Source organism: Geomonas ferrireducens, from assembly GCF_004917065.1.
Taxonomy (GTDB): domain Bacteria; phylum Desulfobacterota; class Desulfuromonadia; order Geobacterales; family Geobacteraceae; genus Geomonas; species Geomonas ferrireducens.
Genome location: NZ_SSYA01000001.1, coordinates 1,329,031 through 1,346,530, shown reverse-complemented (window position 1 = coordinate 1,346,530; position 17,500 = coordinate 1,329,031). Strand labels below are relative to the sequence as shown.

Annotated in this window: 16 protein-coding genes and 4 tRNA genes; 6 read left to right on the top strand and 14 right to left on the bottom strand. The window is 59.7% G+C overall.

The features are described from left to right. Positions 1–5: 5 nt before the first annotated feature. Both E8L22_RS05780 and E8L22_RS05775 read right to left on the bottom strand, forming a co-directional pair. Positions 6–2,051 (bottom strand): TonB-dependent receptor plug domain-containing protein, encoded by a 2,046-nt coding sequence (locus E8L22_RS05780; protein WP_136524246.1) that lies wholly within the window; start codon positions 2,049–2,051, stop codon positions 6–8. 477 nt (positions 2,052–2,528) lie between these two features. Further along, entirely contained in the window at positions 2,529–2,888 is a 360-nt protein-coding gene (locus tag E8L22_RS05775; protein ID WP_136524245.1) for a hypothetical protein, read from the bottom strand. 675 nt (positions 2,889–3,563) lie between these two features. On the opposite strand from E8L22_RS05775, the gene E8L22_RS05770 reads away from it, so the two are divergent. Continuing rightward, the gene (locus E8L22_RS05770; RefSeq protein WP_246043824.1) at positions 3,564–5,135 is read left to right on the top strand and encodes an alpha-2-macroglobulin; all 1,572 of its coding nucleotides are present in this window, start codon (positions 3,564–3,566) and stop codon (positions 5,133–5,135) included. 785 nt (positions 5,136–5,920) lie between these two features. Here the strand turns inward: E8L22_RS05770 and E8L22_RS05765 are convergent. From E8L22_RS05765 to serS, 6 genes are all read right to left on the bottom strand, one after another. Continuing rightward, positions 5,921–5,997 (bottom strand) — tRNA-Arg (locus E8L22_RS05765). A gap of 31 nt (positions 5,998–6,028) precedes the next feature. Continuing rightward, positions 6,029–6,105 (bottom strand) — tRNA-Arg (locus E8L22_RS05760). An 8-nt stretch (positions 6,106–6,113) separates the two neighbouring features. Continuing rightward, complete coding sequence (locus tag E8L22_RS05755) at positions 6,114–6,590, bottom strand: DUF2155 domain-containing protein (protein ID WP_136524244.1); 477 nt, start codon at positions 6,588–6,590, stop codon at positions 6,114–6,116. Between the two features lie 54 nt (positions 6,591–6,644). Then, positions 6,645–6,737 (bottom strand) — tRNA-Ser (locus E8L22_RS05750). Positions 6,738–6,777: 40 nt separating this feature from the next. After that, a tRNA-Ser gene (locus tag E8L22_RS05745) sits at positions 6,778–6,863 on the bottom strand. Between the two features lie 5 nt (positions 6,864–6,868). After that, complete coding sequence (gene serS / locus E8L22_RS05740) at positions 6,869–8,137, bottom strand: serine--tRNA ligase (RefSeq protein ID WP_136524243.1); 1,269 nt, start codon at positions 8,135–8,137, stop codon at positions 6,869–6,871. A gap of 118 nt (positions 8,138–8,255) precedes the next feature. Here serS and thpR point away from each other — a divergent pair, with 118 nt between their 5' ends. Next, positions 8,256–8,795, top strand: coding sequence for an RNA 2',3'-cyclic phosphodiesterase (gene thpR / locus E8L22_RS05735; protein WP_136524242.1), 540 nt, complete (start codon positions 8,256–8,258; stop codon positions 8,793–8,795). Between the two features lie 253 nt (positions 8,796–9,048). Here the strand turns inward: thpR and E8L22_RS05730 are convergent, their stop codons facing one another. The 4 genes from E8L22_RS05730 to E8L22_RS05715 form a co-directional block, all read right to left on the bottom strand. Further along, positions 9,049–9,867 carry a flagellin N-terminal helical domain-containing protein gene (locus E8L22_RS05730; protein WP_136524241.1) on the bottom strand — a complete coding sequence of 273 codons (819 nt, stop codon included), beginning with the start codon at positions 9,865–9,867 and terminating at the stop codon, positions 9,049–9,051. 438 nt (positions 9,868–10,305) lie between these two features. Beyond that, positions 10,306–11,031: a DUF1847 domain-containing protein gene (locus E8L22_RS05725; protein ID WP_136524240.1), complete on the bottom strand. Its 726-nt coding sequence runs from the start codon at positions 11,029–11,031 to the stop codon at positions 10,306–10,308. Positions 11,032–11,042: 11 nt separating this feature from the next. Further along, on the bottom strand, positions 11,043–11,345 hold the full coding sequence (locus tag E8L22_RS05720) for a DUF2288 domain-containing protein (RefSeq protein WP_136524239.1): 303 nt from the start codon (positions 11,343–11,345) through the stop codon (positions 11,043–11,045). Between the two features lie 10 nt (positions 11,346–11,355). After that, positions 11,356–12,000 (bottom strand): YceH family protein, encoded by a 645-nt coding sequence (locus E8L22_RS05715; RefSeq protein WP_136524238.1) that lies wholly within the window; start codon positions 11,998–12,000, stop codon positions 11,356–11,358. A gap of 251 nt (positions 12,001–12,251) precedes the next feature. Here E8L22_RS05715 and E8L22_RS05710 point away from each other — a divergent pair, with 251 nt between their 5' ends. Further along, positions 12,252–12,710 (top strand): hypothetical protein, encoded by a 459-nt coding sequence (locus E8L22_RS05710; RefSeq protein ID WP_136524237.1) that lies wholly within the window; start codon positions 12,252–12,254, stop codon positions 12,708–12,710. A gap of 112 nt (positions 12,711–12,822) precedes the next feature. On the opposite strand, the gene E8L22_RS05705 is transcribed toward E8L22_RS05710, so the two are convergent. Further along, positions 12,823–13,029: a MerR family transcriptional regulator gene (locus tag E8L22_RS05705; protein WP_136524236.1), complete on the bottom strand. Its 207-nt coding sequence runs from the start codon at positions 13,027–13,029 to the stop codon at positions 12,823–12,825. A gap of 216 nt (positions 13,030–13,245) precedes the next feature. Here E8L22_RS05705 and E8L22_RS05700 point away from each other — a divergent pair, with 216 nt between their 5' ends. After that, positions 13,246–13,755 carry an FKBP-type peptidyl-prolyl cis-trans isomerase gene (locus tag E8L22_RS05700; protein WP_135869040.1) on the top strand — a complete coding sequence of 170 codons (510 nt, stop codon included), beginning with the start codon at positions 13,246–13,248 and terminating at the stop codon, positions 13,753–13,755. A 183-nt stretch (positions 13,756–13,938) separates the two neighbouring features. Then, positions 13,939–14,862: a tRNA dihydrouridine synthase gene (locus E8L22_RS05695; protein ID WP_246044556.1), complete on the top strand. Its 924-nt coding sequence runs from the start codon at positions 13,939–13,941 to the stop codon at positions 14,860–14,862. Positions 14,863–14,882: 20 nt separating this feature from the next. Here the strand turns inward: E8L22_RS05695 and E8L22_RS05690 are convergent, their stop codons facing one another. Then, positions 14,883–16,133 (bottom strand): MFS transporter, encoded by a 1,251-nt coding sequence (locus tag E8L22_RS05690; protein ID WP_136524234.1) that lies wholly within the window; start codon positions 16,131–16,133, stop codon positions 14,883–14,885. Between the two features lie 158 nt (positions 16,134–16,291). Between E8L22_RS05690 and E8L22_RS05685 the strand changes: the two genes are divergently transcribed. Then, entirely contained in the window at positions 16,292–17,335 is a 1,044-nt protein-coding gene (locus E8L22_RS05685; protein ID WP_135869037.1) for a GMP reductase, read from the top strand. Positions 17,336–17,500: the final 165 nt, after the last annotated feature.

Below are 17,500 nucleotides of genomic sequence, written 5' to 3'. Positions count from 1 at the left end.
CTCCCCTAAAACCGGTAGCTCGCCTGGAGCCGGTAGGTCCTGCCGTCCTGCGGAATCACGTTCTGCACGTGATCCGTGGTGGCGGGATCGACAATACGCCGGTCCAGGAGGTTGTAGACGGAGACGGAGGTTTCAAGCCCGGGCAGCAAGGCTGTGGAATAGAGCGTCGCGTTGGCGACCGCGTACCCTCCCGCCGCCACCTGGGCGTCGTTGTGGGTAAAGTCGCGCCGGCTCACCCCCTGCAGTTCGATGCCGGCGAACAACTTCTTCCGGTACAGGGGGGCCGTCACGTTGAGCTTCGCCAGGTGACGCGGCGAGTAGTCCAGGCGCTGATCGGTCACGTCGTTGCGCGCCGAGACGAAGCTGTAACTCGCTCGGGCCGAGAAGCCGCTGTTCCACTGCCCCTCGACCTCGAACTCTCCTCCGAGTGCCTTCACCCGCTCCATGTTGGCGAAGGCTACCTGCGTTGCCGAGACGTCCTCATAGCTGATCAGGTTGTCGATCTTGTTGTAGAAGAGGCTCGCGCTGGTGCGCACGACGTCGCCGTAGTACTGCTCCCAGATCGCCTCGTAGGTGCGCACCGTCTCGGGCCTGAGCGACGGGCTCGTGGCGTAACCGTTGAAGACGTCGTTGTAGTAGAGCTCGTAGGCGTTGGGAGCGCGGAACGCCTTGCCGTAGATCAGCTTGAAGACGGTCCCCTCCACGGGGGTGTAGATGAGCGCGAGGCGCGGGCTCGTCGCGCCGCCGAAGGTCTCGTAGTGGTCGTAGCGCACCCCCGCGTTCAGGATCAGCTCATCCAGGATGCGCAGCTCCGCCTGCCCGAAGAGGGCCCAGAACAGGTCGCTGTGGTCGTTTTCCACGCTGCGTCCCCCGGGGACCAGGTCCACGTTCGGGAGCTCCAGTTGGAAGTTGTCCCTAAAGCGCGCGCCGCCGGTCAGTTGCAGCCTCGGGAGCACCTGTCGGCTTGCCTGCGCCTCGGCGCCCCACCAGCGCGCCAGGTGATCATCCCGGTTCACGTAGGTGGCGGGATAGAAAGGTGGATCGTCGATGCCGCGCTCGTAGGCGAAGTCGCCGATGAAGCGGTACTCGTCGTAGAAGAGCCGCGCGGTAACGCTGGTCCCCTCGAAGGCCTTGTCGTATTTGAGGTCGAGGAAGCTGCGCCGGTCGGTGGACTTGGTGCGGGGGTCGTCGAAGATGGTGCCGAAGGAGGCGGTCGGGATGCGCTTGTCGCGCGAGACGAGAGCGCCGGTCAGGGTGAAGTCATGCAGGTGCCCCGAGGCGAAGAGCGAGTAGTTGCGGTCGCGGTCCATGTTGTCCGCCATGCCGTTGTTGGTTGCGGGGTCGTTGAACTCGGGATAGAAGAGGCGGTCGTCGCCGCGGCTTACGTAACGTGAACCCGAGACGAGGAACTCACCACCGTTGAATGCCTTCCCGAAGGTGAGGCGCCCCGAGCCGCTCTTCTGACTCCCGAAGCTTCCCGCCGCCTCCACGCCGTCCAACTGCTTGCCGCTTTTGCTGATCACGTTGATGACGCCGAAAAAGGCGCCCGCGCCGTAGAGCGAGGAGCTAGGCCCCCTGATGATCTCGATGCGGTCGACGAGGGCCAGGTCGAGGATGAATTCGGTCCCTATGGCGGCGGACTCGTAGATGACGTCGTTGATCTGGTGCCCGTCGAGCAGGAGGAGGACGCGGGTGTTGTAATCGCCGGGGCGGTTGAAGCCGCGCGTCCCGATGTAGCTGTAGTTGCGGTCGTAGGTGACGAAAAAGCCGCGCGTCGCCTTCAGGACGTCCGCAAGGGTACGCCAGCCGTAATGCCTGATCTCGTCCGAGGTCACCACGGTGACCGATGCCGGCGCCTCGGTCACCACCTGTTCGAACTTGGAAACGCCGTACACCTTCTCCACCTTAAGGTTGGTGAGCTGCTCCAGGTCCATGGTGCCGAGATCCGGGGCGGGCTGCTCGGCGGCGTCATCCGCGCGCGCCGTCCCGCAGAGCAGGGAGAGCAGCAAGCCGGCCAGTGGCACCAGAAGCCTGCAACGGTTTCTTGTCATCGTCTTCCTCCAGCAATCCACTTCCTCTGTACCAGTGCCGGCTGGTCGTAACAACGAGACCGGGGAAGAAGGCGTGGCGATGTATCAAGCGGGTGGCCGAAACGGCCTGATAGGTAACGGATAATTTAATATTTTATTATTATTGTCAATGCTTAATATTAAACCTAAGCTCAGGTACTGCTGTGAGAGATAGCAATTGAGACTATGCGATAGAGTCCCGCAACTGTTACTTTGTTAAATGTAAATAGTTGGTGTCCTTTGCAATGCCGGAAATCGTATCATACATAAGGTACATTGCAATTGAGCATATAAGCCATGTACACTTCTGGTTCTCCTAACTGAGTTGATATGACTTTTCGGCTGTTCTTCTGCGAAAGTTAGCTCGATTATGTGCGCCTGAGGAAAGTCCTTCCGGGAACGAAAAAGGGCCAGTTAAGCTGGCCCTTTTTCCGTCGGTTTTACTGTGTGGTGTGCGTACTAGGCGGGGATATACGCCGCGGCGCCGATTTCGGTCAGGTAGAGGCGAACCGTAACAGAGCACTCGGCCCCTGCGTCCTTCACCAAAGCCACCACCTTCTCGAGAATGGCTCCCGCCAGCTTGTTCTCCACGGCGGTACGGGGTCCGAGGCTACGCGCGAGCACGATGATGCGCAGGTCCGCCCCGGTGTCACGGCCGCTAGCCTGGGAGAACTGCAGTGAGATCTGCTCCGGTTTGAGGATCGCCATCTTGCCGCCGCGGATTTCCAGTAACCCTGAAATGATGGAAGGGACATCCTTCGCGAGGGCGTCCAGCACCTCGTCCTTCACATTCGCCTTATGGACTATCGCCACATTCATGATTACTTCCTCCTTGTGCAGTATGAGCGGTGAACAATCGGGGCAGTATAGAAGAAAATGAGTGAGACATCAATAAAGAGAATAAAAGGACCAGTGTGATGACTGGTCCCTTGAAAGGAATGGTTGTGAGAGCTGATACTTACGTCGGCGTGAAGAAGATGGCCCCCTGTCCCTTTTCCGACTCTCGCCCAAATCTTTCCCTGATGCCGCTGCAACAAAAAAGATCGATTACTTTTTTTTGGCCGGATCGCCTTCTACCGCATCAGATCTCGTGCCCGTGGAGCTGATGCAGAAGCCGCTTCAAACGTTCCGCTGCAGACGAAAGCGAGAGAAAGCGGCCGCCCCCAAGGGCCTGTTGCGTTCTTGACCATCATGGGCCGATCGCCCCAACACACCCTAGGCCGTTTAACCCATACCATGGGTACTTTCACCCAAAAAGCAATCTCGCACCGCTGCGCCGTTCCCTCACCGTAAAAACTTATCCCCCCGCAATCCCCGACCAGATCCGGTTATACGAAAATCATTATTGCTTATCATCGCTTGGCGCGTACCGCTGGTACAGGTCATGCTATCCACTCTGTCGCACTTCCCCTATCCATCATGTTTGGCACGTCAGTGCCTTACTGCCCCCATCTTCTTGACCGGGGCAGCCATACCCAAAGGAGGAAGCAACGGATGAAAAAAAGCATCGTAGCACTGTGCAGTATCGGCAGTACCCTGCTGGCACTGGTCGGCACCGCGTTCGGTCTCACCCACCCGACCCTGACCTGGACGGGGTACGCCATGTGCAGCTCCTGCCACACGACGCAGGCTAAGGCTATGTACCAATCGGTCCACTACCAGTGGAAGGGTTCCGCCGCCGAGATGACCACAGGCCCGACCACACAGGGAAAGATCGACGCCGTCGACGGGTCGAGCGCCCTCAACGCCTACTGCATCAACATCCAGGGGAACTGGGGCCCCTGCGGCGCCTGCCATGTCGGGACCGGCGCCAAACCTGTGGCCACCAGCAACCCGACCGCGGCGCAGCTTGCCGCCATCGACTGCCTGATCTGTCACAACGACACCGTGAACGCACCATATTCCCGCGTGCGTAACGCGACCACCGGGCTCTTCGAACCGGCGGCAGGCCTTAACATGAACCTCGTGGTGCAAAAGGCCGCCATAAAGCCGGTGCGCAAGAACTGCCTCGGCTGCCACGCCAAAGCGGGGGGCGGCGACGCGGTCAAGCGCGGCGACATCGCCCTTGCGAGCGGGACCACGGCAGACATCCTCTACGATACCCACATGGCAACCGGCAACGGGGGCAATCTCGCCTGCCAGGCCTGCCACACCTTCAGTGCGCACCGGGTCGCCGGCCGCGGCACCGATCTCAGGCCGCAGGACACCACTGTCCAGATGGCCTGCGCCACCACCACCTGTCACCCCACCAAGACCAGCACCACCTCCAGCCACGGTAACGAGTACGTGAACCGCCATCAATCCCGCGTCGCCTGCCAGACCTGCCACCTCGCCAAATACGCGAAGAACGCCGGCGACTCGGCAGCCAGCGAAGCCACGGAAACCCACCGTACCTGGGTCTCCGCGGAATGGAACTCGACTCTGAACCGCTACGAGCCGGTGCCGACCAAGGCCAACAACCTGATCCCCAAATATGCCTTCTGGAACGGCAAGAGCTGGGGCAACAACACCTTCAACACCGCCGTTCTCGACGCCGCTACCGGCGCCTACAAGATATCCCGTCCGGTGGGCGCCATCACCGACGGCGTAGGCACCAAACTCTACCCCTTCAAGTACAAGACAGCGACCCAAGCGCTCGCAAGCGGCAAGATCGTCCCCATCTCCACCGCGAAGTTCTTCGCCACCGGTCTCTATGACGACGCGGTGCGGGACGGCCTCGTCTACCTCGGGCTGTCCAGCACAACCCCCTATACCACCGTCACCACCGATGAATACCAGTTGCTGAACCACCAGATCCCGGCGGCCTCCGGCAACACCCTGGCATGCGCCGCCTGCCATCCGAACGCCGGTGCCACCCAGTTGAAACTCGTAAACACCCTCGGCTACGGCATCAAGGGGACGGCAACCACAACCTGCACCCAGTGCCACAGCTTCAAGGACGTCCATTCCCTGGACTACATCAGCATGCACGACAAGCACGTCAAGGATAAGCAGATCGACTGCTCCATGTGCCACGGCTTCACCCGTCCCGAACGCAACCTCAGGATTGGGATCCTGCCTGGCTAACCCTTCCACCTTTCATCCCATGCAATCAGGGCCCGGCAACGGGCCCTCTTTTTTTACGAGTTTGGAAGACCCCACTCCGGTGAAGTTGATCAACCAGCCTGTCAAAACTCTTTTTGCCGCACTCGTTGAGATATTACTTAACCGCGTTGTACCGGTCAGTCCCCCGAGAATAACCAATACTCACCAGCAGATATCTTTTTCTTTTCCCGTGCAGACTCTCCCGACTACTACGGCAGCGTAAGTGATCCCAAATCCAGAACACGCTACCTACTTTCCATTTCGATCTTCCCTCTTTCTGAGGCGTCAACTCTTCCAACAGGCCCCTACGCTCCCTTTTTATCCCTACGAGGAGTTCTGCCGGGTTTGTATTCTAATCCGGGGACCGCGACTAAGTGTGGCGAAAATCCTCCCGCGGAAAAATCAGGTTTCATTTTTTCTCGGGGAAACAGGTTTTTTGCCGCTCTAACAACTTATAATGTTTGGTGAATTCAGGCGGCCTTAAAAAGAAGTTTGTTTTTCACCCGGCAAGGTCTGTTTTTGGGGGCGGCATGCCTGGTATTTACGGCAGCAAGTCCAGCAGGTGGATGTCGACACAGTTACGCGTCCCTAGGAAAACCTCCCGTTCCGCAAGGCCTTGTTTCGAAGGTGCAAGAAGGACACACAATGGTGATCCAAGTCGTACCAGATGAATTTTAGAGCTGCAGGGAATGTAGCGAAGAGTGGCGAAGCTGTTTCGAAACGACAAAAGGGCCAGGTGAAATCAATCACCTGACCCTTTGCTTTGATGGCGCGCCCGGAGCGATTCGAACGCCCGGCCCCAAGATTCGTAGTCTTGTGCTCTATCCAGCTGAGCTACGGGCGCAAACTGTACTTTTACTGCGTGCTTCTTTTTATGGCGCGCTCGGAGAGATTCGAACTCCCGACCTACGGATTCGTAGTCCGTTGCTCTATCCAGCTGAGCTACGAGCGCATTCTTTATCAACTGGCCGGCATGTAGTCGACCAGGGTGAAACCGTATTGCGGATGCTGATAGGCATGCGCGGTGGGGTACAGAGAAAACAACCACCCCTTGTAGATCTCCTTCCCGTTCTCCCTGATCACCAGCTGTGCCGCCGGGTTCACCAGGTCGTTCGACTGGGAGGTGAGGGTGGTACCTTCCATCACGAAGTGCGGCAGGAACGTTTCCACCTTGAGTGTCAGATCCGATCCGGGGAGCTTGAAGTCGGAACCTATGTTCAGGGTGTAAACCTTCTTCAGGTGGGCGTTCTTGTCGGCAACCCGGATCTGGACCGCCTTCCATTTGCCTTTCACCTGATCCGGAACCACTACAACCGATGGAGCCCTTGCCGGGCGTGGGCTGTTTGCTTCCGGTTTCTGCTTTCCCTTATCGTTGCATCCTGTCGCGAAAGATAATGCTACCAGGGATAAAACCAGCAGTTTCAGCAACACCTTCACCAAAACCTCCGCTGACTGCAACAACCTTCAAGGCACTGCATGCTGCAAAAAAAGTGGCGGAGAGCGAGGGATTCGAACCCTCGATACCGGTTTCCCAGTATACACGCTTAGCAGGCGTGCGCCTTCGACCTACTCGGCCAGCTCTCCGTTTCAAACCGTACTGCTATTTCGTGCTGCTAAAACCTATTGGCGGAGGAAGTAGGATTCGAACCCACGGAACTTTCGTTCAACGGTTTTCAAGACCGCCGCCTTCAACCACTCGGCCATTCCTCCAAAGCCTAGCTGATACGCTCCGCTCCGCCCATGTAGGGCCTGAGCACTTCGGGGATCAGCACTGAACCGTCGGCCTGCTGGTAGTTCTCCAGCACCGCCACCACGGTCCTGCCGACTGCGAGGCCCGAGCCGTTCAGCGTGTGGACAAATTCCGGCTTCGCCTTCTCGTCCGGGCGGAAGCGGATTCCGGCCCGACGCGCCTGAAAATCTTCGAAACAGCTACAGGAGGAGATCTCACGGTAGCAGTTTTGCCCCGGCAGCCAAACCTCGATGTCGAAGGTCTTGGCGGCGGAGAAACCGATGTCACCCGTGCACAGTTCCACGACCCGGTAAGGTATCTGCAACCTGCGCAGCACCTCCTCGGCGTGGCCGAGCAGCTTCTGCAACTCCTGGTAGGATTCCTCGGGGGAGGTGAACTTGACCAGTTCGACCTTGTTGAACTGGTGCTGCCTGATCAGGCCGCGGGTGTCTTTGCCGTACGAACCGGCCTCCTTGCGGAAGCAGGGGGTGTAGGCACAGTATGAAATCGGCAGGTCGGATCCTTTGAGGATCTCGCCGCGATGGATGTTGGTTACCGGGACTTCAGCCGTGGGGATGAGAAAAAAATCGACCCCTTCCAGATGGAAGAGATCTTCCTCAAACTTGGGCAGTTGGCCCGTACCGGTCATGCTGTCCCTGTTTACCATAAAGGGCGGGAGCATTTCAATATAATTGTGCTCGCCGGTATGCAGGTCCAGCATGAAGTTGATGAGCGCTCTTTCGAGTCTTGCACCGGCCCCTTTATAAAGGGTGAAACGCGCGCCTGTAAGCTTGGCACCGCGTTCGAAATCCAGTATGTCGAGGTTCTCACCCACTTCCCAGTGCGGTTTCGGCTCGAAAGAATAGCTCGGGATCTCACCTTCAAGGCGGACCACCACGTTCTCTTCTTCGGACTTACCCACCGGGGTCGTCTCATTCGGTATGTTCGGGACGGTCAGGAGGAAGGATTGCAGTTCCTCTTCCACGCCCTTCAGTTCTTCGTCGATCCCCTTGATCTGCTGGGAGACCTCGCGCATCTGCGCTTTTTTATCGCCGGCCTGGCTCTTGTCCTGGAGGCGGGCGATCTCTTCGGTGACCTTGTTGCGCAGGGCCTTGAGCGTTTCGCCCTTCAGCAGGAGTTCGCGACGACGCTCGTCCAGCTCTTTGAAGCGGGCAAGACTGATCCCCTCGCCTCTTGTCTTGAGCCGTGCTTCGACAGTATCCAGATTTTCACGTAAGTATCTAGCGTCAAGCATGGATGCGCGCCTTTACTTTCAGATCACCAAAGCTATACTGTCTAGCATTCCCGCCCTGGTTAGTCAACCATTTTTTCGCACCTACTGCAAACAGAGCTTCGCGCTGACAGGAGGAATCGTGGCCAGGCTTTTCATAGCGATCGAACTTCCCGGCGAGATAAAGAAGACTCTCTCATCCCTTTGCTGTGACCTACCCGGCATGCGCTGGGTACCGCCAGACCAGATACATCTCACCCTGCGCTTTCTGGGCGATGTGCAGCCCAAAGACACGCTCAGACTCAAAGAAGCCTTGCCCGCAATCACCTTCGCACCTTTCCCGCTCACCGTGCAGGGGGTCGGGCACTTTCCTCCCCACGGGCACCCGAGGGTGCTCTGGATCGGCCTTGAGGAATCGAGCCCCCTTCTTGAACTGCAGCAGCGCATCGAAACCGCCATAACCGGAGTCGGCATCGTTCCGGAAGAGCGCCGTTTTTCACCACACATAACGATCGCCCGCATAAAGGAAAACGCCTCTGCCGAGGTGGCCCTTTTCGAGGCAAAGCATCGCCAGCTCAACTTCCCGCCGTTCACCGTCGACGAATTCGTCCTCTTCTCAAGTGTCCTGAGCCCGAAAGGGGCTACCCACCGCAAGGAAGGGACCTTCCGCAACAGATCCTGATGCTGACACCTGAGCGGGGTGAGCCTGCCGTCAAAATACCGTCAGACAATCTTGATTAGCGTCGATCTTTTGCTAGTCCCTCTCCACATGCCTGTCCCTAAGCGCTTCATCCGCCAAGGGGTGTGGAGATTTTGCCGGGGGATCGAGGTTAATCTGGGAAAGAAAAGCTGCTTGCGAAGGGATTCAAAGGTTGGGCTGGCAGGGGATGAAAGGTCGCTCCGGAGGGGGAATTCCCTCCGGAGCGGGTTGAGGTTTAGAAGAGTTTGAGGACCGACTGCGCCGCCTGTGAAGACATGGAAAGCGAAGTGGTACCCAAGCTCTGACGGGTTTGCAGCATCAGCATGTTGGCGCCTTCCTGGTTCATATCGGCCAGTGTCAGGTTGTCGGCGCCGGTCTGCAGCGTTGCGATCATGCTGTCGGTAAAGGTCTGGCGCGTGGTGATGATGTTCAGGTTCGCGGCCAGGGTCTGGGTGTTGGTCCTCAAGGTCGAAATTGCCGTGTCCATCTTCGCCGTGTCGGTGGTGATGTTGGAGTTGGCAGCCCACGAGCCGCTTGCGGTGGTGAGGCTCAGACCGGTTGAGTTTGCGAGGAAGCCTTTGACGTCGAGGCTCGAGCTCGCGTCCTCGTTGAAGTTGACCGTCAGGGTGTTGGTGGCGCTCAGCAGGTTCAGGCCGCGGTAACCGGAGTCTGAGGAGACGTTGTCGATCTGGGCCCGAATGGTGTCGTACTGGGTCGACAGCGTGGACCTGGTCGTGGTATCGCTGGTGGAAAGAGCGGACTGCGCGATACCTTTGGCCGCATTGATCAGGCCGGTGATGGCGGTGATGCCTGCGTTCGCCGCCGAGACGGTCTGCACCGCCTCGGCCATGCCGTCCTTGCGGTCGGCGAGGTCGCTGGCGCGCTGGGTCGCGTTCTGCGCGGCGAAGTAGTTAGTCGGGTTGTCCAGAGCGCTGTTCACCTGTTTGCCCGAGGAGAGCCTCTCCTGCGTTCTGTTCAGGAGCTTGCTGGTCTGCTGCAGGTTGAGGAGGTTGGTCCTCATTCCTGCGGTTAAAGAGATATCGCTGGTTGACATTGGTATTTCCCCCTTCTGGTTTGGTTCCCGGCTTTCTTGCCGGTTTTCTTTGGTGCGGCCGATATGGGGGAGGCTCTTTTCACCATGCGTGCCGTTCGGCGGGACTTTTTCCTCGGAGGAGGGAGTAAAGGCGTCTCTAGCAGAACTGCGCAAACAGCGACTTACCTGTAGTTTCCGACATTTGCCGCACGTGCCCTGACCACCTAGAAGATCAAGGGCAGGTGAAAACACAGCGCCAAACGATTGTACTTTTCTAACACAACCGACTTCCCGTAACTAAAGCCACGCGCCGAATCTCGCCTGACAGGGCCTGCAGATCGCCGCAGTCAAAAAACCGGCACGCGATGAAGCGAGCGGCGCAAGGGTGCGTCAAAAAATAAAAAGCCCGTGCATCGCGAGGATGAACGGGCTTTGGGGTCTGGACCTTTCGGAGCCGGCCTACTCCACCACCATGGGCCCCTTCTGCAGTCTCTTATAATAGAAATTCTGGCCGTACAGGACGGCGGCGGGGTTGTGGCCGGTGACGCGGTCTTTTACGACCAGTGTGGTAACCGGGGCCTTCGAGTACTTGTTGAAGAGCATGTCGTGCCCCACGCAGAGCCCTACGATCATGTTCATGTCGGTCCCAAGCCCGTTGCAGATCTCGGCCTGGGCGATCGGGTTGCACGCCGGCTCGAAGGTCCCCGGACGCACCTTGTCGCCCTCGGCGAGTCCCAGGTCGTTCTTGTCGATGCTCCCCGCCTTGCAACAGACGCTGTACGGTGTGAACCCCTGCGCCTTCAGGATGGCGACCAGGCGTTCGCACTCTTCCAGAAGCCCGATGCAGGTGGCGATGCCGATCTTTTGGTAACCCATCAACTTTGCAAAGGCGATGGTGTCCTCGACGCGGGTCCAGCGTGCGTTCACCGCGTCGCTTCCAGGGATGGGCTGGTAGCAAAGCCCCTCGACGCGCGCCGCCACGAACGCCATCTTCGCGTCTTCCCCCTCCCCTTTCATCAGCTCGAGCGCCTCAGCGATCACCTCGCCGTGCGTTCCGGCGGGACAGTTCCCAGGGCGCGGCGGGGCTACAGCCGGGTCGCCGCTCCAGCAGTTGGTGGTGCCTTCCTTGTGCCAGACCGCGCTGCAGTGCGAACAGGTGACACTCGCTCCTTGCTCATTTTCCATGCCGCCTCCTTCTACCCCTTTGCCGGGGCCGGTTCCTGGATCAAAACATACGGGGAAATGATCAGGCAGTTGAAGGTCTTCCCCTGCTCCGCGTCCCACATGCGGATCTGCTCGAGAGACGGCTTGGTGAGAAGCGCAGAGGAGAGCCAGCGCTCGACCGTCTTCACATCGTCGGCAGCCAGCGTGCTTCCCACCTCGGCAAGCTCCAGCAGCGGGTCCACGAGGATGACGCCGCCCCGCTCCAGATGCGCCCTGAGCGACAGCCAGTCCGTGATGTCCACCTTGGTGGCGAGCTCTTCCTTGGAAACAGTCATGACAGCACTCCTATTCGAAAGATTTCCTGAATTCATCCATGGCCAGGCGCAGGGCCGCCACTTCCTCGCGCAGATCGGCCACCTCCTGTTCCAGTTTGGCAATCCGGTCGTCGCCCCCGCCGTTACGCGGGGCTTCCGGCGCCGCCGCTTCGCTCATATCCGGCTCGCCTGCGAAGAGCTGACAGTAGCGCGACTCCTTGCGGCCGGGCTGACGCGGCAGGCGAACCACCAGGGGCGGAGTCCGCTCCATGAGATCCTGCAGCACGCTTTCCACCTCGGTCAGGTCAGCGAAAGGATGCATCCGCTCGCCACGGGTCCTCAGTTCCCCGACGGTCTGCGGGCCGCGCAGCATCAGCTCGCACAGCACGGAGAGTTCGGCCGGGGAGAAGCGGAACTTCTCCACCAGGGTGTGGCGGTATTTGGCGACGCGCCCACCGGTGCCCGAGATGAGCGCGAACTGCTTGAAACGGAGCGAATCGAGGGCGCCGGTCACCTCGGCCTCGTCGAGGTTCAGCACCGGGTCACGGTTCGACTTCTGGTTGCAGGCGTTCACGAGTGCGTTCAGGGAAAGAGGGTAGTATTCCGGGGTGGTAAGCTCCTTCTCAATAAGGGATCCCAGCACCCGCAGTTCGATTCCGTTCAGTGTCACATCCATTAAAGGGCCTCCTATTGCGCCATCTTGGCGGGGGCACGGACCCCACGAGAGTCGCCAATAAAACAGGATACGTCGGTCCGCCGGCGCCCCCGCGGCTCGAAGTCGCTACAACTTACTAGATTCCACGTGGCGGTTCAATCCAAAAAGACGGTCGCCGATCGTTCAGACTGGGAACTTGTAAAACAATATTTTATTTGCTATGTTATTGCAAGCTGAGGCTGCAGCAGGCAACACCGACCAAAGGAGACGACATGCCGGCTATCCTGGACCAGAAGAAGATCAACAAGACCGTCAAGATATTCACCGTTGCGCAATTCGGACTTATCGCGCTGCTGGTGTACACCGCGGTGAAGTTCCAGCACCATCTGCTGGCAGTGGGTAGGGGTTATCGGTTCATGAACGGCGTGGTCGCCGCGTTCGTGATCCAGCTCCTGCTTTTCTACCCGATCTACCGCTTCGCGGCCAAAGAGGCCGAGCGCGATTTCTCGTTGGTCGACAGGGAACTGAGTGAACGGGAATCCAAAGAATTCACCAAAAAGAAACGCTGGGCCGACATCACCAAAATTTCCACCATGGGCTTCTACTTCATCTTCTCACTGGCCGCGCCCGCGGACCCCTTCATCCTTAGCATCATCATCTACAGCTTCCTGCTCACCATCCTCACCTACCTGCAGTGCTACAGCTTTGCCGTGAAGAAGCTCAGCAAGTGATACAACTGACAACCTGGGGACTTAAGTAAAGACAAAGGGTGACGGGCGATTTTCTCCCGGGAGCAGGCTTCGCTCTCCCGGGAGATGCCCCTAAGGCAGGTTACTTCTCGGTTCATTTCTTCGATTCAGCGGATTTCGAGCACACCTGAGCGGTCCGCTCCTCGGGCAGCCCCAGCCACTCTTGGAAGCTTTCATGGCCGGAGGGATTCTCTCTTTCGAACAGGGTATGCCAGTGCCCGAGCAGGTTATCGTCGACGCCCAGGGTTCTGAACCTGGAGTTGCGCTCTTCAATTGTCACTTTCTTCCTCGGTTCCGTCATGGCCGGTCCTCCTTCCCCCCTTTATTCAATGATTTCACATTGCCACTCACGCTGTAAAGCCTCGCGTGCATCTTCATGCGAGGGACGCAAAGTGCAGATCCGTCGAGAAAAAAGGAACCTGTGAGAGATTTTACTGGACGAGCGGGGGGCGTCCCACGTAACATCCCCCTGAACAGCCACGGGCTAGATATCAACCCCACAGAAGGAACAAATTAAATGGCATTTGCAAAAAAAGGCGACAAAGTTCTCATCAATTACACCGCAAGCCTGGAAGACGGTTCGGTCTTCGACACCACCATCAAGGAAGCTGGCTGCTGCGAAGACGACGACTGCGGCTGCGATGATGACTGCGGCTGCGACGACGACGGCTGCGGTTGCCACGAGACCGGTCCGCTCCCCATCACCATCGGCAACGAAGACTTCTTCCCGCAGATCGAGGAGGCCCTGGTCGGCATGGCTCCCGGCGAGAAGAAAACCATCGTGATCCCCGCCGCGGACGCTTTCGGCGAGTACGACGAGGACGAGGTCTTCGCCATCAGCCGCGAGCAGCTGACCGGCGACATCGTCCCGGAAGTAGGCATGGAACTGGAACTCACCGGTGAGGACGACGAACCGGTAGAGGTGGTCGTGGTCGAGGTGAACGAGAGCGCCATCGTGGTCGACGCTAACCACCCGCTGGCGGGCGAGGACATCACCTACGAAATCGAACTGCTCGAAATAGCCTAGATACCTGAAGAAGGAAGACCGGGAGGGGGATCAACCGTCGCACGAAGCGATCGGGGAAGTCCCCCTTCCAGTCCCTCGTAAGATACATCCCCGATGAACATGCCGACCTCAGAAGCAAGCATTCCCACCAACCAACCGCAAACGAAGCACGTCCTCCCCTGGAATCCCGGGGAAAAACCGCTCATGCTCGCACCGATGCAGGGGCTTACCAACCGCGCCCTGCGCGAGGCGTTCACCACCTGGGTGCGTCCGGACGTGGTGTGGACCGAGTTCATGCGGGTGAACTCCCAATCCGAGAAAAAGCTCCTCATGCCGGGCGACCTGCGCGAGATAGCCCCAGCCGAGAACGGCGTGCCGCTCGTGGTGCAGCTGATCGGGCACGGCCGCGACGCGCTGGTCGCCGCGGCCAGGACGGCGCAGAACGCGGGGGCGGTGCACATCAACCTGAACATGGGATGCCCCTACGGCCGCATGACCAGCGGGTTGACCGGAGGGGGGATGTTGAAGCGCCCGGAGCTTCTCGAGGAGATCATCCCTGCGCTGCGGGAGACCATCCACGGCTCCTTCTCGGTGAAGATCCGCGCCGGCTACGAAGATCCCCGGCAGATCTTCTCGCTCCTTCCGCTCTTCGAAAAGGCGCGCGTCGACTTCCTCGTGCTGCATCCGCGCACGGTGCGCCAGGCGTACGAGGGGCTGGCCGACCACGCCGTCACCGCCGAGGTGATCAGGCAGACCTCCATACCGGTCATCGCCAACGGCGACATCCGGAGCACCGCCTTCGGCCTGAAGCTCCTCGAGGAGACCGGTGCCGCCGGGCTCATGCTCGGGCGCGGCGGCGTCGGCGATCCGATGCTCTTCGAGAGGCTGCGCGGTCGTGCCGCCGCCGAGCCTGATCCTGCGGAACGGCGCGCCATGCTGCACCGCTACCTGAACGACCTCCTGCCCCGCTTCTGCGCGCTCTTCTGCGGCGACATGCAGGTGCTCGGCAAGATCAAGGGGGTCGTCTCGCAGGTTGAAGACCCGGAACTCGCGCGCGAGCTGAAGCAGTTCACCCGCGCCAAGAACCTGCACGCCTTCCGCGCCGTCATGGAAGCCCTCGCCGGCTAACCCGTTTCCCTGCCTTTTATCTATTTTTCCCAGTAATCCCTTGCGAAGAAGAACATGGCCGCGGCCAGCGCCTGAACGCCGACCGGGAAAAGGAACGCCGAATGGAAAGCCTGCGCCGTCGCTTCCGGCGTCGTTTTCCCGACCGCACCGATGATCCCACCCATGATCTGCTGCACCGACGCCGCACCGAGCAGCACGAACAGGTTGATCGAGGTGAGGGCGGTGCCTACGATGGAGACCGGGAACATGGAGCGGTTGATGGGGTAGATCATGACGCCGCTCGAAACGGCGAGTCCTAAGCAGAGGAAGAATATTGCCAGAAGCGGCATGGAGAGGTGGTCGAGCGGCCCCTGGAAGGCCGTCATCAGGATGAGCAGGACGATCTGTCCGCCGAGAAAGGTCTTCTTGTAGGAACGCACCAGCTTTCGGGCGATGCTGTCGATGACGAGGCTGCCGCAGATGAAGCCGATCGAGGTGCACATGAGCATCCGCCCCGTCTCTTCCCGTGTAAGCTTCAACACCTCCATAAGGTACGGGCCGCCCCATAACCCCTGCACCGCGAGATAGCAGCCGTACCAGGCGAAGGCGAGCCCGGCCAGGAGCCAGAAGTCACGGTTGCTCGTGATCCGCTTCCATGCCTCCAGCATCCCCATCGCCGCGGGTGCAGGCTCGCTCGTCGTGTTCTCACAGGCTGTAGCGGGCCGGTCCTTTACCACCAGGAAAACGAGCAGCGTTGCAAGCGCCTGCATCACGCCGACGGTCAGAAACGAGTTGCGCCAGCCGATCCAGGAGACGGCCAGGGCAAGCGGCGCCGTTCCCGCCAGATTCCCCATGTTCCCCACCGCCACCATGAGGCCGGACGCCTTGCCGAATTCCTGCTTGGTGAACCAGTGACTGAAGAGGCTGAAGGTAGCCATGAGGACTGCCGCGGTCCCGACGCCGATGAATACGCGCGCCACGAGCGCCTGCCCCATACCGGACGCCTGCGAGAAGAGGATCCCCCCAACGGCGGTCAGCACACCGCAGCCGCTGATCACCACGCGGCTCCCCAGCCGGTCGATCATCGGTCCCAGCGGGATCTGCGCCGCGGCATAGACATAGAAGAGGATGCTTGAGAGGGAGCCTAGCTCGGCAGGCGTCAGCTTAAGGTCACGCGCGACGTCCTTGGCAACCACCGCGAGCGAGACGCGGTAGAAGTAAACGAGGATGTAGATCAGTGACAGTATGCCAAAGATAATCCAGCGCTGACGGCGCTGACGGTGATCGAGCATGCGTAGTCCCCCCGGCGGCACTCTATCACACGCTCCCGCCAAACTCAACCAACCCGGCGGAATCACACGCTCCTTGTGCTCGATCCTTTTTCCTGTACTCTCTTTACTGGTCCGACACAGGGCCGATCCGAATCTCACACAGTACCGGAGGCGTCCAGATGTTTCTCGAGAGTGACGTAAAGCTTGGATTCAGTGACGTGCTGATCCGACCGAAGCGCTCGAACCTGAAAAGCAGGTCACAGGTCGATCTGCAGCGGCACTTCAGATTCCTGCATAGCAAATACGACTGGACCGGCGTGCCGGTCATCGCCGCCAACATGGACACCACAGGCACCTTCGAAGTGGCGGACCGGCTGGCGGAACACGGGATGCTGACCGCGCTGCACAAACACTACACCATCGCGCAGTGGGACGCCTGGCTGGAAAACCACAACCATGGCGACGACATCTACAACCGCATCATGGTAAGCACCGGCACCTCGGATGCCGATTTCGACAAGTTCTCCACCATCATCGCCAACCACCCGAAGCTGCAGTTCATCTGCATCGACGTCGCGAACGGCTATGCGGAGAGCTTCGTCGAATTCGTGCAGCGGGCGCGCGACGCTTTTCCGGAGAAGACCATCGTCGCGGGCAACGTGGTCACCGGCGAGATGGTCGAGGAACTCCTCCTGTCGGGGGCGGACATCGTGAAGGTCGGCATCGGCCCCGGCTCGGTCTGCACGACGCGGGTGAAGGCGGGCGTCGGCTATCCGCAGCTCTCCGCGGTGATTGAGTGCGCCGACGCGGCGCACGGCCTCGGGGGGAGGATCATCTCCGACGGCGGCTGCACCTGCCCCGGTGACGTCGCCAAGGCGTTCGGGGGAGGGGCCGATTTCGTAATGCTCGGGGGGATGTTAGCCGGCCACGACGAGAGCGGCGGCCAGGTGGTGGAACGCGGGGGGCGGCAGTTCAAGCTCTTCTACGGCATGAGCTCCGCGACCGCTATGGACAAGCATTCCGGGGGCGTCGCCCATTACCGGGCATCGGAGGGGAAGACGGTGGAAGTCCCCTACCGGGGACCGATCGACGAGACGGTGCGCGACATCCTCGGCGGGGTGCGTTCGGCCTGCACCTACGTCGGCGCCTCGGCGCTAAAAGAGCTCACCAAGAGGACCACCTTCATCCGGGTGCAGGAACAGGAGAACAGGATCTTCGGGTAATTTTCTTCTCCCTCTTCTCCCTCTTCTCCCTCTTCTCCCTCCCTAACCCTCCCCCTCCGGGGGGAGGGAACTGTGGTCATCGCCTTCTTACATTCCTTGGACGCGGGGGCGGTCGATAGGCACTCATGGCGTACCCTCCTCCTGCATGGCAGACAGGCCGGTCCA

Bases quoted from the DNA above. Each gene is read 5' to 3' on its own strand.
- E8L22_RS05780 (WP_136524246.1), bottom strand. From the start codon at position 2,051: ATGACAAGAAACCGTTGCAGGCTTCTGGTGCCACTGGCCGGCTTGCTG.
- E8L22_RS05775 (WP_136524245.1), bottom strand. From the start codon at position 2,888: ATGAATGTGGCGATAGTCCATAAGGCGAATGTGAAGGACGAGGTGCTG.
- E8L22_RS05770 (WP_246043824.1), top strand. From the start codon at position 3,564: ATGAAAAAAAGCATCGTAGCACTGTGCAGTATCGGCAGTACCCTGCTG.
- serS (WP_136524243.1), bottom strand. From the start codon at position 8,137: ATGCTTGACGCTAGATACTTACGTGAAAATCTGGATACTGTCGAAGCA.
- E8L22_RS05730 (WP_136524241.1), bottom strand. From the start codon at position 9,867: ATGTCAACCAGCGATATCTCTTTAACCGCAGGAATGAGGACCAACCTC.
- E8L22_RS05725 (WP_136524240.1), bottom strand. From the start codon at position 11,031: ATGGAAAATGAGCAAGGAGCGAGTGTCACCTGTTCGCACTGCAGCGCG.
- E8L22_RS05720 (WP_136524239.1), bottom strand. From the start codon at position 11,345: ATGACTGTTTCCAAGGAAGAGCTCGCCACCAAGGTGGACATCACGGAC.
- E8L22_RS05715 (WP_136524238.1), bottom strand. From the start codon at position 12,000: ATGGATGTGACACTGAACGGAATCGAACTGCGGGTGCTGGGATCCCTT.
- E8L22_RS05710 (WP_136524237.1), top strand. From the start codon at position 12,252: ATGCCGGCTATCCTGGACCAGAAGAAGATCAACAAGACCGTCAAGATA.
- E8L22_RS05705 (WP_136524236.1), bottom strand. From the start codon at position 13,029: ATGACGGAACCGAGGAAGAAAGTGACAATTGAAGAGCGCAACTCCAGG.
- E8L22_RS05700 (WP_135869040.1), top strand. From the start codon at position 13,246: ATGGCATTTGCAAAAAAAGGCGACAAAGTTCTCATCAATTACACCGCA.
- E8L22_RS05695 (WP_246044556.1), top strand. From the start codon at position 13,939: ATGCTCGCACCGATGCAGGGGCTTACCAACCGCGCCCTGCGCGAGGCG.
- E8L22_RS05690 (WP_136524234.1), bottom strand. From the start codon at position 16,133: ATGCTCGATCACCGTCAGCGCCGTCAGCGCTGGATTATCTTTGGCATA.
- E8L22_RS05685 (WP_135869037.1), top strand. From the start codon at position 16,292: ATGTTTCTCGAGAGTGACGTAAAGCTTGGATTCAGTGACGTGCTGATC.